General features: G+C 40.1%; 12 protein-coding genes. 6 read left to right on the top strand and 6 right to left on the bottom strand.

Going from position 1 to position 15,683, the window contains the following annotated elements:
* Positions 1–324 precede the first annotated feature (324 nt).
* On the top strand, positions 325–2,454 hold the full coding sequence (gene fusA / locus AC2SLN_RS01835) for an elongation factor G (protein WP_486548796.1): 2,130 nt from the start codon (positions 325–327) through the stop codon (positions 2,452–2,454).
* A 291-nt stretch (positions 2,455–2,745) separates the two neighbouring features.
* Positions 2,746–3,936, top strand: coding sequence for an elongation factor Tu (gene tuf / locus AC2SLN_RS01840; protein ID WP_495057350.1), 1,191 nt, complete (start codon positions 2,746–2,748; stop codon positions 3,934–3,936).
* A 385-nt stretch (positions 3,937–4,321) separates the two neighbouring features.
* Here tuf and AC2SLN_RS01845 read toward each other — a convergent pair whose 3' ends face one another.
* Together AC2SLN_RS01845 and AC2SLN_RS01850 are read right to left on the bottom strand one after the other, a co-directional pair.
* The gene (locus AC2SLN_RS01845; RefSeq protein WP_486530167.1) at positions 4,322–5,155 is read right to left on the bottom strand and encodes a TrmH family RNA methyltransferase; all 834 of its coding nucleotides are present in this window, start codon (positions 5,153–5,155) and stop codon (positions 4,322–4,324) included.
* 369 nt (positions 5,156–5,524) lie between these two features.
* Positions 5,525–6,574: a class 1 fructose-bisphosphatase gene (locus AC2SLN_RS01850; protein WP_486549504.1), complete on the bottom strand. Its 1,050-nt coding sequence runs from the start codon at positions 6,572–6,574 to the stop codon at positions 5,525–5,527.
* 291 nt (positions 6,575–6,865) lie between these two features.
* Between AC2SLN_RS01850 and AC2SLN_RS01855 the strand changes: the two genes are divergently transcribed.
* From AC2SLN_RS01855 to AC2SLN_RS01865, 3 genes are all read left to right on the top strand, one after another.
* Entirely contained in the window at positions 6,866–7,921 is a 1,056-nt protein-coding gene (locus AC2SLN_RS01855; RefSeq protein WP_486549505.1) for an aspartate carbamoyltransferase catalytic subunit, read from the top strand.
* 86 nt (positions 7,922–8,007) lie between these two features.
* Positions 8,008–9,159, top strand: a complete 1,152-nt coding sequence (locus AC2SLN_RS01860; RefSeq protein ID WP_486549506.1) for a dihydroorotase — start codon at positions 8,008–8,010, stop codon at positions 9,157–9,159.
* A complete protein-coding gene (locus AC2SLN_RS01865; protein ID WP_486549507.1) occupies positions 9,152–9,622 on the top strand; it encodes a DUF2127 domain-containing protein in 471 nt (156 codons plus the stop codon). Before AC2SLN_RS01860 ends, AC2SLN_RS01865 begins: the two co-directional genes overlap by 8 nt.
* A gap of 48 nt (positions 9,623–9,670) precedes the next feature.
* On the opposite strand, the gene AC2SLN_RS01870 is transcribed toward AC2SLN_RS01865, so the two are convergent.
* The 3 genes from AC2SLN_RS01870 to AC2SLN_RS01880 all read right to left on the bottom strand — a co-directional run bounded on the left by AC2SLN_RS01870 (position 9,671) and on the right by AC2SLN_RS01880 (position 13,072).
* Positions 9,671–10,504, bottom strand: a complete 834-nt coding sequence (locus tag AC2SLN_RS01870; protein ID WP_486549508.1) for an SGNH/GDSL hydrolase family protein — start codon at positions 10,502–10,504, stop codon at positions 9,671–9,673.
* Positions 10,505–10,516: 12 nt separating this feature from the next.
* On the bottom strand, positions 10,517–11,914 hold the full coding sequence (locus AC2SLN_RS01875; protein ID WP_486549509.1) for a nicotinate phosphoribosyltransferase: 1,398 nt from the start codon (positions 11,912–11,914) through the stop codon (positions 10,517–10,519).
* A 96-nt stretch (positions 11,915–12,010) separates the two neighbouring features.
* Complete coding sequence (locus AC2SLN_RS01880) at positions 12,011–13,072, bottom strand: bifunctional nicotinamide-nucleotide adenylyltransferase/Nudix hydroxylase (protein WP_486549510.1); 1,062 nt, start codon at positions 13,070–13,072, stop codon at positions 12,011–12,013.
* A gap of 217 nt (positions 13,073–13,289) precedes the next feature.
* Between AC2SLN_RS01880 and AC2SLN_RS01885 the strand changes: the two genes are divergently transcribed.
* The gene (locus AC2SLN_RS01885; protein ID WP_486549511.1) at positions 13,290–13,853 is read left to right on the top strand and encodes a hypothetical protein; all 564 of its coding nucleotides are present in this window, start codon (positions 13,290–13,292) and stop codon (positions 13,851–13,853) included.
* A 264-nt stretch (positions 13,854–14,117) separates the two neighbouring features.
* On the opposite strand, the gene paeA is transcribed toward AC2SLN_RS01885, so the two are convergent.
* On the bottom strand, positions 14,118–15,392 hold the full coding sequence (gene paeA, locus AC2SLN_RS01890; protein WP_486549512.1) for a polyamine export protein PaeA: 1,275 nt from the start codon (positions 15,390–15,392) through the stop codon (positions 14,118–14,120).
* Between the last annotated feature and the right edge of the window lie 291 nt (positions 15,393–15,683).

Genomic DNA, 15,683 nt, shown 5'->3' on the forward strand with positions numbered 1-15,683 from the left:
GTATATAGCAATGTAATAAGTAGCTAAGTAGCAATAAGAGTTAGGATATTAAGTGTAATTAAAGAGTTTGCGTAGATGAATAACTATCATAAAGTTAAGCTGGCATTAAGTTAAGTTGGTTGACTTAGATAATCTGGCAAGACTACGAATAATGATAACGAGTCAGTACTTGATAATTCAGTGATTGACAATAAAGTTAGCCGGTTATCGTAGCTATTAAAGCGGTCATAAAAACGTCATCCTAAAACGCTATTCTAATAAATTACATATTAATAAATCTTGATACGAAATAAATTTATAAAGACATTCCATTAGGAAACTATTATGGCACGAACAACCCCCCTAAACCGATATCGTAACATTGGTATTTCGGCCCACATTGATGCTGGTAAAACGACAACTACAGAACGTATTTTGTACTATACTGGCGTTAGCCACCAGATTGGTGAAGTGCATGATGGCGCAGCCACAATGGACTGGATGGAACAAGAGCAGGAACGTGGTATTACCATTACATCTGCTGCAACAACATGTTTCTGGTCTGGAATGGCTCAACAATTCCCTGAGCACCGCATCAATATCATTGACACCCCAGGTCACGTTGACTTCACGATCGAAGTAGAACGCTCGATGCGTGTGCTTGATGGTGCGTGTATGGTTTATTGTGCGGTTGGTGGTGTGCAGCCTCAGTCAGAAACGGTATGGCGCCAAGCAAACAAGTATAAAGTACCTCGCTTAGCTTTTGTGAACAAAATGGACCGTGTTGGTGCGGACTTCTATCGTGTAGTTGAGCAGGTTAAGACACGTCTTGGCGGCAATGCTGTACCAGTTGTTATCCCAATTGGTAAAGAAGATAACTTTGAAGGTGTGGTTGATTTAATCACTATGAAAGCTATCTACTGGGATTCTGAATCTCAAGGTATGAAGTTTGAAGAGCGTGATGTTCCAGATGAATTAATGGATAAAGCTCTTGAATGGCGCAGTAACTTAGTTGAAACTGCTGCTGAAGCCAACGAAGAATTAATGAATAAATATCTAGAAGGCGAAGAGCTTTCAGATGATGAGATTTATTCGGCGATTCGTCAGCGTACTATTGCTAACGAAATTATTCCAATGCTTTGTGGTACCGCCTTTAAAAACAAAGGTGTACAAAAAATGTTAGATGCTGTTATTCGTTATATGCCAGCACCTCCTGATGTTCCTGCTATCGCTGGTATTCTTAACGATAAGGATGAAACTGAAGGCACTCGTGAAGCCTCTGATGAAGCACCTTTCGCTGCACTTGCATTTAAAGTTATGAATGACAAGTTCGTGGGTAATTTAACGTTTGTACGGGTTTATTCAGGTGTTATCAAACAAGGCGATAGCGTTTACAACCCTGTTAAGATGAAACGTGAACGTATTGGCCGTATTGTTGAGATGCATGCAAACTCTCAGAAGACACTTGATGAAATACGTGCGGGCGACATTGCTGCTTTAGTTGGTATGAAGGATGTTGGTACGGGCGACACTTTGTGTGATGAAAAAGAAGCCATTACCTTAGAGCGTATGGAGTTCCCAGATCCAGTTATTAGCCTTGCAGTTGAACCAAAAACCAAAGCTGACCAAGAAAAAATGTCTACAGCCCTTGGTCGTTTGGCAAAAGAAGATCCATCATTCCGTGTGCATACGGATGAAGAGTCTGGTCAAACCATTATTAGCGGTATGGGCGAGCTTCACTTAGAAATTCTTGTTGACCGTATGAAGCGTGAATTTAAAGTAGAAGCTAACATCGGTGCACCGCAGGTTGCTTATCGTGAAACAATTCGTGCAACTGTTGAGCAAGAAGGTAAATTTGTTCGTCAGACAGGTGGTCGTGGTAAGTTCGGTCATGTTTGGTTAAAACTTGAGCCACTTGATCTTGATGGCGATGTAGATTATGAATTCGCTGAAGAGGTTGTTGGTGGTGTTGTACCAAAAGAATTCCATGGTGCTGTTGATAAAGGTATTCAAGAGCGCATGAAGAATGGTATTTTAGCGGGTTATCCAATTGTTGGTGTTAAAGCCACATTGTATGACGGTTCTTATCATGATGTGGATTCTGATGAACTATCGTTCAAAATGGCAGGTTCTATTGCATTCAAGAAAGGCTTTATGAATGCTAATCCTGTCTTACTTGAGCCCCTTATGAAGGTGGAAGTTGAAACACCTGAAGAATATATGGGTGATATCATGGGCGATTTAAACCGTCGTCGTGGTATGGTTCAAGGTATGGATGACTTACCAGGTGGTACTAAACAAATTCGCGCTGAAGTTCCTTTAGCGGAAATGTTTGGTTATGCTACTAACCTTCGTTCGCAGTCTCAAGGCCGTGCTACATACTCAATGGAATTCCAGAAGTATGCAGAGACACCTAAGTCTGTCGCAGAAGAAATTATGAAAAAATTCAATGGTAAAGATGACGACGACTTGTAGTCACTAATTTTTAATGTAGGCGAATGCGTATAATTTGAGTTAGTTAAGTTCCTGATCTTAATGTATGATATTTAAATTGATTTATATTTTTATAGCTAATTAAGTATCAGGGGCTTGTTATTTAACCCTATTTTCTTATATTATTTGCCTCTACTTTTATATTTAGTAATACTTAGTTTTATAACTATTAAATCAAACAGACGTTTTTTAGTCTATTCAGTTCTAATCTATTTAAGAATTTGATTGCTAAAACTAGTCTCAATTATATTTAGATTTTAAGAGGACACACTCATGGCAAAGGCCAAGTTCGAACGAAACAAACCACACGTAAACGTAGGTACAATCGGCCACGTTGACCACGGTAAAACGACCCTAACAGCCGCTATAGCAACCGTAGCAGCAAAAACATCAGGCGGCGAAGCAAAAGACTACGCAGCTATTGACAGTGCCCCAGAAGAAAAAGCACGTGGTATCACAATTAACACCTCACACATCGAATATGACACAGAAGCACGTCACTACGCCCACGTAGACTGCCCAGGTCACGCAGACTACGTAAAAAACATGATTACCGGTGCAGCACAAATGGACGGCGCAATCTTAGTCGTATCAGCCACAGACGGCCCAATGCCACAAACCCGTGAACATATCTTGTTATCACGTCAGGTAGGCGTACCATACATTTTAGTCTTCATGAACAAATGTGACATGGTAGACGACGAAGAACTATTAGAACTAGTAGAAATGGAAGTACGTGAACTACTATCAGACTATGACTTCCCAGGCGACGATACCCCAATCATCAAAGGCTCAGCCCTAGAAGCTCTAAACGGTGGCGACGGCCCATATGGCGAACCAGCCGTACTAGAACTACTCAATACCCTTGATACCTACATTCCAGAACCAGAACGTGACGTAGATAAGCCATTCCTAATGCCTATCGAAGACGTATTCTCAATCTCAGGTCGTGGAACCGTAGTAACCGGACGTGTTGAATCAGGTATCGTAAAAGTAGGCGACGAGATTGAAATCGTTGGTATCAAAGACACTCAAAAAACCACCTGTACAGGTGTAGAGATGTTCCGTAAGCTACTAGACGAAGGTCGTGCAGGCGAGAACTGTGGTGTACTACTACGTGGTACTAAGCGAGAAGAAGTACAACGTGGTCAAGTACTAGCAAAACCAGGTTCAATCACACCGCATACCAAGTTTGACGCAGAAGTATACGTATTATCAAAAGAAGAAGGTGGTCGTCATACTCCATTCTTAAATGGATACCGTCCACAGTTTTACTTCCGTACGACTGACGTAACTGGTGCCATTCAGTTAGAAGAAGGTACAGAGATGGTTATGCCAGGCGATAACGTAGAGATGGGCGTAGAGCTTATCCATCCCATCGCTATGGACAAAGGTTTACGCTTCGCTATTCGTGAAGGTGGCCGTACGGTTGGTGCTGGTGTTGTATCTACTGTTAAAGACTAATAGTAGAATCGCTAGTCCTCTAGCATAAGTATGATGAAACCGCTTCCTTTGGAGGCGGTTTTTTTATGAGTTCTGCTGTCTGTTATAAATCCATTTAATTAGCGAGATAAGAGTTGATAGAAGATAGGGTCGCTTCTATCAATGGCATAGTTTAATTATATACATTCTAAAGTCTGGAAAAGTCTTTCAAAAACGTAAATTAAGTTTACTCTCTAGAAGAGCATTAAATGAGCAGATATAATGAATAAGATTTTTAGCATAGGCTTGCCATCATAATATCACTGCGCATTAAACATGTTTCATCCATTATTTCTACTATATTGAGTGGGGTATTTTTTCGCTATTGTAAAATAGATAGAGTTGATTCAATGTAAACTGACCAACATTATGCATAGTGTCTTTGCCTTAATGTTTCATACATGCAAAGTGCGCCAGCAATAGCCACATTCAAACTTTCTTGTCCATTTGGTTGGGGTAGAGCGACTGGTGTAGCAGATTGCATGATGGCATCGCAAACGCCTTGGCCTTCATGCCCCATAACCCATGCTACAGGACGGTTTAGATTCTGATTATAAATAATATTATCAGTATGTGAGCTCGTCGCATAAACCGGTAGACGCAGATAAGACAGCACCTCATCTTCTTCAATTCCTTCATAGATGGTTAGGCCAAACTGAGCACCCATACCTGCCCGCATGGTCTTGGGCGACCAAGCTTGAGCACCTCCTTTGGTACAGATGACTGTTTTAATGCCAACAGCTGCGGCGGTACGCAATAGGGTTCCAACATTACCATTATCTTGTACATCGTTTAGTATTAAACAATCAGTTGTAATGGGCGACTTAAGTGCATTAAGACTGTGCTGAGGTACATTAACAACAGCCATAATTTCAACACCATTGCCTAAATTTGAAATACTTTGATACACACTATCACTAACAACTGTTAACTTTCTGTCAATATTATAGGTGGCTAATGAGGACAATAGTGATTGCACGTCAGGATGTGACAAACCCGTATATGAAATAACAATATGTTCAGGAAAATGTTTGGCTTGTAGAGCAGCTTCTATTAAATGAACGCCTTCTAAGACAGTTTGGTTTTGCTTTTTTCTTTGTCGAGATTGGGTTAACAGTGCTTTAGCAAGTTTAACGGTGGGGTTTTTATCGGAAGTAATGACAGGGTTATTCGAAAACTTATTTGTCAGCTCGTTAATCATTATTCAATCCTATAGGTAGATATAAACACTTTTTATTAAAATAATCTAACGTTGGCAAACTCGCAAAACTTAATATTTATAGCGTTTTTACTCGTTTTTCACGTTATTTTAATTATAAGAATCGATACCAAATTGGTGTAAAAAAGACCATGAAAACAGTCATGGTCTTCTAAGAGGTCCAGGGGCGATGTTTTTGTCAGCTAATTATTTTGTCAGCTAATTATTTTGTCAGCTAATGACTTTGTTAGCTAATGACTTTGTTAGATAATTATTAGGGCAGTTATTAATGAATACGATCATGAGTGCCAACAATCTGAACACACATATGAATTCAATTGTCAGTACACTCATTGGTAGTAGAATTAAAGGTTAATGAGTATTTTTATGAAGCTCTTTGACACGATTTACTTCATTTTTGGCACCCAAAACTACTGGTACACGTTGATGAATATTATTTGGTTCAAAGTCCATAATGCGCATGACGGCATCTGTAGAAGCACCGCCAGCTCGTTCAATCAGTAAACTCATAGGGTTTGCTTCATACATCAAGCGTAGCTTACCGGGTTTACTAGGATCCTTTGTATCGTAAGGATACATGAATATACCACCTCGACAAAGAATTCGATGCACGTCGCCAACCATTGCGGCAACCCAGCGTGTATTGTAATTTTGCTTTCTTATGCCACTTTTTCCGGCGACCAGTTCATCAATGTACTGCTGCATTGGCTTTAACCAAAAGCGGTAGTTAGAGGCGTTGATGGCATACTCTTTTGTATCGACATCAATACTGATGTTCTTTTTAACCAATATAAATTCTGATGTTGTCGGATCAAAACTAAACATGACAACACCGTCATCTTTAGTCTCGGCACTATCATTATTTTTATTGGCAAAAGTAAATACTAACATAGCTGAAGAGCCGTACAATACGTAACCTGCAGCAATCTGTTCGGTTCCTTTTTGCAGGAAGTCTTTATTTTCAGCCACTTTACCTTTATTGTTGTAAGGTAGGATTGAAAAAATAGTTCCTGTCGGCATATTAATATCGATGTTTGAAGAGCCATCTAAAGGATCAAACAAAACCAATAATTGACCGTCTTTGTTTGCAGCAGTAGCATCATCTAGTTCCTCACTCGCCACACCAGCACAGTTTTCATTAGCAGTGAGTGCCTGTAATAATAGATCATTGGCGATGACATCTAACTTCTTTTGCTGTTCGCCTTGTACGTTCTCAGCACCTGATTCGCCATGTATATCCGCTAAGGCACCTTTACGCAGTAGCTCAGTGATTTGAGTACCAACTTTGGTAATCGTAGAGATAACATCAATAACCGCTTTCGTTTGAGCTAAGTTGTCTTGTGAAGTGGTTCGTTTTTTTTCCTCAAGCAACTGATTAAAGTATTCGTTAAGCGTGGTCATTAGTAAGTCCTTAAAATTATTTTAGTCGGGATATGGAATCTGCAATGTAGGTAGACAACTCATAGGATAGTTTTTATAACGTTTTATAAATAGGTTAGCGCAATAAATTTGTTGCATTTACTTTTTGAATGCTCTTAAATCCGCTAAACTATATCAGATTAAACTAATATTTATAATGTGTAGAGTTTATCAAAAATAAGCTTGCTTTACTCGTAAAGCTTATGAATATTCTAGTCTTTCTCCATGACGTCATTATTAATTGCAAGCTGACATAGGATACCTCTCATCGCCATGACTGACTTAACAGATATTGCCACCGATAATAAAATCCAAAATACCTTTGATGCGACGACACGAAAGCTTAATGCCTCACTTAGTAGACCACAGCTTAATGAAGATGGGCATATAAGGCATTTTTTAGGCATAGAAGGATTGAGCCGTACCCAGTTAAAATCTATCATAGCAAAAGCGGAGACTTTCTTTGATGACAATGGGCAGCTTATTAACAGTCCAGAGCTCGAAGGGTGTACGGTAATGAACTTATTTTTTGAGCCATCAACTCGCACTAGAACGACTTTTGAGGTTGCTGAAAAAAGGTTAGGTGCAAATGTTCTGAATATAGATATTGCCCGCTCAAGTACAAAGAAAGGCGAAAGTTTACGTGATACATTATGGAACTTGCAGGCGATGACGGCCGATATATTTGTGGTTCGCCATTCGGCTTCAGGGGCAGCGCACTTTATGGCCACAGAGGTAACCCCAGAAATTGCTATCATTAATGGGGGTGATGGATGGCATGCTCATCCAACCCAAGGCATGTTAGATATGTTAACGATACATCGTGAAGCGCCAAGACCTTTTGAACACCTATCGGTAGCCATTATTGGTGATATTAAACATTCACGAGTGGCACGTTCAGATATCAGTGCACTTAAAACACTAGGCGTTAAAGATATTAGGGTCATTGCGCCAAGAACCTTATTACCAAAAGGTATCGAACGTTATGGTGTATCGGTATTTGAGGATATTGACGAGGGTGTAGTGGACTGTGATGTTCTTATGGGCCTACGCATACAAAATGAGCGTATTGGTTCGCCCCTAATGGCAGCATCGAATGAGTATTTCAAAAAGTATGGTATAACTCCAGAGCGAGTGGCTAAGGCAAAACCAGATGCCATTGTTATGCACCCAGGACCAATGAACCGAGGGGTGGAAATGGCATCTAGTGTAGCTGATGGTCCTCAATCCGTAATTTTAAAACAAGTAAATAATGGTATTGCAATACGAATGGCTGTGCTATCAATGGCAATGCAGGGTCAACGTGAGTTTCAAGCCAAACATTTATAATAGCTCATCAAAAGCAGTCTGTAGTTTGATGGGAGATAAAGACTCATAAAGCGTTATTTGATAATGAACAATTATTTGGAAATACCATGCTAAATTTATTACCAAAGAATCTAAAACATCCTAATGTTGAGACTAAAGCAGATCACTGGCTACTACCCCCACTTGTTGATTTATGTGCTCGTCTGCGTGAACCAGGTCAGCAACAACATGGTACTTTAGAGAGTGAAGGAAACGCGGCACGTGCTAATGGGTTTTTACACGTTGTTATACCCCCAGATACAGATCCTATTTTAGAGAATGGATCCTTACTTAAAGGCCTACGTGAAAAAGCATTACAGGATGGCGGTATTTATCTTCACGTTCTAGGTGCTTTAACCGCAGGGCTTGAAGGTGCTCGTCCTGCTAATGTCGCAGGGTTAAAACAAGGGAGGTGTATCGCCGTTTCAAATGCAGGGAGACCCTTTGAAAATGATTTAGTATTACTTCGTACACTCGAATATGCCGCTACGTTTGATTTAAAAGTATTTTTCTATCCCGATGAGCCAAGCCTCTCTAAGGGTGGTGTTGCTCATGAGGGGTATATTGCATCATTCCATGGCTTACAAGGTATTCCATGGTTGGCTGAAACAGTCGCTTTATCCACTCAATTATTAATGGTAGAAGAAACGGGTATATCGGCACATTTTAGCCAGCTCACTTGTAAGTCTTCGGTAGAGCTGATTCGCTGGGCAAAGGATAAAGGTTTACCAATCACTTGTGATGTAGCAATGCATCAGCTGCACTTAACGGATGATAATTTAGAAGGTTTTAATGCAAAAGCTTTTGTACTACCGCCGCTGCGTAGCAATACAGATCAGCAGGCATTACGTGAAGGGCTAAAAGATGGCACAATTGATGCGATTTGTAGTCATCATGAGCCTTTAAATGATACCGCAAAGCAAGCGCCATTTGCAGAGACGAGACCAGGCATTTCAAACTTTGATACGTTTATGGCATTGGGCTGTAAGTTGGTTAAAGAAGGGGTACTCACACCTGAACAATTAGTCCATAAAATATGTATTGCGCCCGCTCGCATCGCTGGTATTGAAGATACCTATAAGAGGGTAGGCGGTGCTGTATTAGTTGATCCAAATCTTGAATGGCAAGTAACCCGTGAGACCATATTGTCAAAAGGTAAAAACACACCTTTTTTGAATCAAATCTTAAAGGGCAAAGTAGTGGAGACGTACTTTGAATGAACCGCAACATATTAGTGGTTCGATTAAAGCGGTTGCTGGTTATGAAATCGTTAAAGGTGCAGGAGCAATATTAACGGCGCTTGCTCTATGGAGGTGGCACAAGCAGTTATTGGCATTTATAAATACAGCCAATAGCGCTTGGATAAGCGGTTTTGGCTCCTTATTTGAGTCACAGATAAATAGCTTGGTTCTTCTTGCTCAACGAGCTGCACAAAACTGGCAACTCTTTATGGTAGTGATCTTTGGCTATGCCTCTCTCAGATTTATTGAAGCTTATGGTCTATTGAAAGATAGAACATGGGCGTACTGGTTTAGTGTGCTTGGCTATGGATTGTTCATCCCTATGGAGGTTTATTACCTTTTTGCGCGCCCTTTTGATTGGTTTAAGTTATCCATTTTGCTACTAAACATAATAGTCGTGTTTGTTGTATATCAAAATATGCGTAAAAAAGGTCTAATTTAATCGCTTTAATTTAACATTCAGAAATAACTTTAATTGACTTGATCCCTACTATAATAATTTAAGTAGCGTCTTAGCCAGCTCTAGTGCCCAATATTCATAGGTTATTGCGTTGGGATGGAAGCCATCTTTAGCAAACATATTTTTAGCTTCTAATCCGGCTTTAGCAAAGTCGATATCTAAATAAGTAACATGGGTATGAGCTTGACACACTTCTTTTAATTTGCAATCCAGTAGATCGGAAATTGCACCAATATATTTGTTTAATGGAAAGCTGATAGAGGGAAAATGCCCCATCGGAGGTAAGCAAGAAAAAATAATATTTTGCGCTTTAAATTTTCGCTTACCTATTGCGATAATCTCTTCAATTTGCTTCTGCCACTGCTCAAGCGCCACATTGCTTGTGGTGTCATTAGCCCCAATGATGACGACCATCATATCCACAGGGTTGACAGGTATTGGTAATATATAAAGTCGATATAATAAATCCGAGCTAGTATGTCCAGATGTTGCATGTAGTGACCATTTAATATGGTCATATTTGGTTTTTAATTGCGTAGAAGTTGACAGATTTTTAAGTAAATGCCCAGTTATAGCCTCTTCTTGCAAGTCTACCCCAACGCCTGCCGCCGCAGAATCGCCAACTATCATTAAATTTAGCGTTTGCTTATCTAGGGTTTCACTCTCTAGTATTTGACTGCTTAGGGTTTGACGATTTAGCGTTGGGCTATCGGATAAGCGACTTACAACTGACTTATCTTTAGTTAAAGTCAATAACCCATGTCGATTACCCTCCGCCTCGGGTAATCGAAGGGCGGTTTTATTTAGCTTGCGACCTTGATAGAGATATATGGGAGCCAGTAATATGTCTTTAGTTTGCATCATGTTTTGCCTCGATTACCACCCTGTTAGCTGGCGGATATTTTTTAAATCCTGATGGACAAGTAGCTTACCATCAACAAATACATCACGTAACAGATTTGCTGCCTCATCTTCTAAAGTATCTTCTTTGACAGTGGTTAGATTACCGCTATCATCTTGCACCAATGCCAATCTACCTTTTTTTGAGCGTTTGGAACGACTCGTAATGGGGTCTTTAAATATATCTTTCCATTGTCCATTTATTTTTATTGCACTGGCCTTCATTGCCCAGCTCATGGTGTCACGATTTACTTGTTGTAGTAGACCTCCGCCCATGCCAAATGTGACATTATCGGCACTGAATCCTGCATTCATTATAGTCTCTAATATCTTACCAAGGCTTTGAGGGTTAATACCGTCGCCTTGAATAAGCCGCACATAATCAGGCAATACTTTAAAACCCTTACTATTAACGCGATAACCAAACTTAACGGCAAGACGTTCCAGTGCTTCACGAACAACTTTGGCTGGATCTCCACTGTCAGGGCGAATCACTAAAGTGCCACCCATCGTTTCGACTTTATCTTTTAATGCGTCGCCCCAAATGTTATCAATAGCATTCCATAAATCATAACTATCCGAGACCACAGCAACAATATTACCTTCTCCGCCAAACTGATCGAGCATATTAGCAAATGCTTCTTTCTCAAAGTCGCGCCCCCAAGCGGTCATGGTACTGTGTTCAGCGGCTGGAATTGAAAAAGCAGGCATTTCTTCATCCATGCCGTACCAACGGCTAGCAGCAACTAAAGCACTCATACTATCAGTGCCAGAAAAGTTAACCAGGTGAGCTAGGCTACCTAAAGCCACAGTTTCTAAACTAGAGGCACCGCGCGCGCCAAAATCATGTAGCTTGAATGGCAACCCTAAGGTGCTGTCAGCGGATTTTTCAAGCGCAGCTTTGATGACGGTTTTACAATAATAAGAGATACTTGCTACCGTAGAAGGATACCAAATAGCACGAAGCAAGGCTGTTTCAAGGTAGCTTGGTAGCCAGTAAAACTCAGGGTCGGTGTTTACAATCTGGCATACCACGTTTGATACTGGAACAATACTGCCTTCTGGAACGGCTTGAATGCGAACAGGCAATAGGCCATCATGCTTGTCTACCAAACGCTCCCATCCTGCACGATTAAAAGGCAAGCCATGCGCCTTAATAACCCGCTCAGCGTCATCTATATCGGAGGTGGTAATGGGTGTTTGCAAGTATTCTTTGATAAAAGCTTGTAAACCAAAAAAAACAACATCATGATCGCCTTTTCTGGCCTCAACGTAACTTGACATATACTCACTTTTTGGTGGGTATTGTAGCCAGTGCGAGGTTTTATAGCTGTCGGAGTTTAAAATTAAATTATTAAAATTACTGGTATACATTGAAAAGACCCTATTTTATTTTGATTACTTATTCAAACTCTTGTTATGAATAGCGGTATATTGGTTTATTATACAGAGACCATAATCCCGCCGAGGCTACAACCCTACCATTTTGATAATAATGGCATAATGATCTTCAAACATTTTTTTAGCTTCAAGCTCTGCAAGAGGTAACCAGAAAGCACGTAGCGCATCATCTCCACCAGCTACTTCAGGTAACCCTTTCGGATCATTTTTAAGATGAAAAAAATATGCTTGAGTTATCGTTCGTCCACGAGCAGAGCGATAAGGGTCATCGAAGGTGTGTTGGCTGTGCAACGAGCGTCTTAAGGCTAATTCCGATACCTGTAGATGGGTCTCTTCTCTGAGCTCTCGAATACAGGCATTAAAAAGCGTTTCCTTTTGATCAATAAAGCCTCCAGGCAGTGCCCATAAGCCGCGACCTGGCATGTTGCGACGCTCAACTAAAAGAATATGACCTGACTGTACTACCACTGCATCCGCTGTCATAAATGTGGGTGGGTAGGGTGTATCACGCCAAGGTTTTTTATAGTTGTCTATAAACCAAGCTTCTTCTTGGAGGTATTTAAACTCAGGCGTTTTCTTGAATTTCTCAAGCACTGCGCGGGTTGAATCAGGTGTACGCTCTGGTGTAGGGGTGGCGCCCATTAGGTAGCCATCACGAATCGGCGTTGAGGATAGTTCTTTATGGTTGGGAACAGATATGGATTTCCAATGCGGAAATAGTGAAAGATAATAAGATGAGCTGTCTTTCGAGTGTCCAATAAGAGCGATGTCATCCCGCAAATCTCCAGTAACTGAAAGTACAGCTTTTTGTACATATTGTAGCCATCGGGTATCGTTGTACAAAGCGTCATCTAATCCAACGCAGTGGATACGTGATGATTCAGATGCAGAATAGGCGCCTTTAATCATTTGTGCACGCTCTTCCACGCTAAAAGGATTGCGCAGACTTCGGGGCAAATTTGCTGAGCCTATTAGAATAATCACATTATCTGCACGCTTTAAAGCTTCATCGATCACAGACATATGCCCTCGATGAAAAGGCTGGAAACGCCCGATAAATACAAGATATTTAAAATGCTCATTTTCAAGAAGTGTATTGTCTGTATTATCGCCTTCCGCTAATTTAATCATAGTACAAACTCCTGCAAGACAAGTTATAAACACGATTTGTGCTTATTATTCTAATAATGATGTGGTGTTAGGCATGTGCTACGTGCGCTAATAGTGACACAGCCAAGTGCATACTGACAACTAAGAAACGTATATAAGCGGTTATTTATGATATAAAATCAGCTGGTAAACCACTTATAAACATAAATTTTGATGTAGGGTTCGTTGGAGAAGCACAATGTTAATATCGAAAAAATTACTCAATAGACCTATTAAAAAGATAGCTATAGTGGCTGTCGGTATAATGTTAAGCCTATCTGCAAATGCCTATGATGCTGCTGATAAAGTGAGTATAGAACAAAAAATTGAGGTTATTCATACCTCTGCGAAGAGTTTGGATTTTGAACCCTTAATCAATATGATGCCAGAGAAAGTGTTGCAATATATGGCGTTAAAGGCAAATATACCTGCCGCAAGACTTAAGCAAATCATGATAACAATGTCTAGCTCGCTTATAGATCCTAATGCTGACATTGAGTACGTGGCTGATTTAGACAGTGCTAAAGTATTTACCTCTAAAGTAGGACGTGATTATCTCATTATTCCTACTCAGTTCAAGATGATAACGGATGATGAGATCAATCAGCTTACAGGCAACTTACTGGCTTTTGAGGATGAAGGCGCGTGGTATTTGATGCGAGTAGAGGGACAAAATCATCTTGATATTATTGCCGAAATTTACCCTGATTTAACGGATTTAGAGTTATTTGAGACGTCATCACGCAATTTTTCCAGAGAGTAAGTTAGAGAGTAAGTTATTGCCAAGAGGTAAACTGATATTGTCACACTCATTTATTTGGCTAGAACTAGAACATACCTTCTGACTCTATGGTTGATTGATAGCTGAACTCAAATAATTTCGCTACAAGGCGGCTGGCCGCAGATAGTATAATTCGTACATTCAGTAAGGTTAAACTTATAGGATTTATTTGAGACAGCCTATAGCTTTGATAAAAGCTTACAAACATGGCTGCGCAACAAACTAAGTATCGCCCCCTAAAGCATATTAAGCCATAGTATCAATCTTAGTGACTAACAGCTGGTTGATTTTAAGGTTTTCGGTATCTACAATTTCAAATCTAAACCCTGAGTGCTCGAAGATGTCGGCTTTTTTGGGTATCCGACGTAGCATGAACATCATAAATCCACCAATGGTTTCATAGTTTTCGAGTTTGGGTAGGTTAAACATGCCCAAGGTCCGAATAACATCTTCAATCGGTGTCATACCATCTATTAACCAAGAGTTATCTGTACGTTGAACAATTTGTTGCTCATCAATGGTTACCAATTTACCCATGACGATGCTCATCACATCTTTGAGAGTAATGACCCCCATTATCAGCGCATACTCATTCACAATAACGGCGAAGTCTGAGCCAGTCGTTTTAAAGGTTTCTAGTACGTCAAATAATGACAAGGTATCCGGTATAAATAGAGTAGGGCGTAAAACTGATTTGTTACTAAGATTAACCTGCTGCTTCTTTAGCACGAGTGCTAAAAATGTACGAGATTCAACATAACCTATGGTTTGCTCTAAATCATTGTCGAGACAAACCAAAAATTTATGATGAGGTTGATCCATCATGATTTCTACTATGGTGTCATGCTGCTCATTGGCATCAAAGTAAATTATTTGTTCTCGAGGGGTCATTACCGAGGTAACCGTGCGTTGCTGCATCTCAAAGATATTCTCAATCAAATGGTGTTCTTGATGCTTTAAAATCCCCGCTTCTGCACCCGCATCCATAACAGCATAAATGTCTTCTGATGTCATGTCATTTTGGCGTATGGTTGAGATGCCAATTAATTTAAACAGCAAGTCTGCGCTACCATCAAAGACCCAAATAAGAGGCTTAAAAATAAATATAAGAAACATCATTGGCCGCACTGTTTTTAATGCAATTTCTTCAGATTTTGACATAGCAAAGCGTTTGGGCATTAAATCAGCAAGCAAGACAAAGGCACTTGTGACAAAGATAAAAGACAGCGCCGAAGAAACGGCGTCATTGGCAATAATAGTTTGCAAATAGGGACTAATCGCTGATTCGCCAACCACGCCTGCTAAAATAGCGACGGAATTTAAGGCGATTTGTACAACGGTTATAAAGCTACCCGGATTATCTTGCATCGCAATAACGTCAAGGGCTCGGGTATCTCCTTCCTTGGCTAATATTTGTAGTTTGATTCGGCGGGCTGAAGCAAGTGCCAACTCAGAACTTGAGACAACGGCACTTATGGCAATAAGCAAAAAAATAGAAATTAAGGCACTAAATAAGCTCATGAGATTAAACTCGAATACAGGCTAGTAAAATATCAGCAAATACATTGTAAAGCTGACTTTTATACTTGGCCTTAAAGTTATAAATTGGTTAAATTTAAAGGAAGATGAGAATATTTGTTCAAGCAAAGGTGGATATCATAGTCGCTAAACTTACTGCTGGCGAGCGAATAAAAGTAATACATGATGTGTGATCAAAATTTCTTATTCTTCCTGAGTCTTTATTAAGGCAAGTGTCGAAAGTTGATATATTGTTGTTAGATATAAAGTAACTGAGCAAGCGCTTAGTTTATT

Source organism: Psychrobacter sp. CX90 (assembly GCF_057396305.2).

Coding starts and splice junctions, on each gene's coding strand:
- AC2SLN_RS01855 (WP_486549505.1), top strand. CDS start 6,866: ATGACTGACTTAACAGATATTGCCACCGATAATAAAATCCAAAATACC.
- tuf (WP_495057350.1), top strand. CDS start 2,746: ATGGCAAAGGCCAAGTTCGAACGAAACAAACCACACGTAAACGTAGGT.
- paeA (WP_486549512.1), bottom strand. CDS start 15,392: ATGAGCTTATTTAGTGCCTTAATTTCTATTTTTTTGCTTATTGCCATA.
- AC2SLN_RS01870 (WP_486549508.1), bottom strand. CDS start 10,504: ATGATGCAAACTAAAGACATATTACTGGCTCCCATATATCTCTATCAA.
- AC2SLN_RS01875 (WP_486549509.1), bottom strand. CDS start 11,914: ATGTATACCAGTAATTTTAATAATTTAATTTTAAACTCCGACAGCTAT.
- AC2SLN_RS01850 (WP_486549504.1), bottom strand. CDS start 6,574: ATGACCACGCTTAACGAATACTTTAATCAGTTGCTTGAGGAAAAAAAA.
- fusA (WP_486548796.1), top strand. CDS start 325: ATGGCACGAACAACCCCCCTAAACCGATATCGTAACATTGGTATTTCG.
- AC2SLN_RS01845 (WP_486530167.1), bottom strand. CDS start 5,155: ATGATTAACGAGCTGACAAATAAGTTTTCGAATAACCCTGTCATTACT.
- AC2SLN_RS01880 (WP_486549510.1), bottom strand. CDS start 13,072: ATGATTAAATTAGCGGAAGGCGATAATACAGACAATACACTTCTTGAA.
- AC2SLN_RS01860 (WP_486549506.1), top strand. CDS start 8,008: ATGCTAAATTTATTACCAAAGAATCTAAAACATCCTAATGTTGAGACT.
- AC2SLN_RS01885 (WP_486549511.1), top strand. CDS start 13,290: ATGTTAATATCGAAAAAATTACTCAATAGACCTATTAAAAAGATAGCT.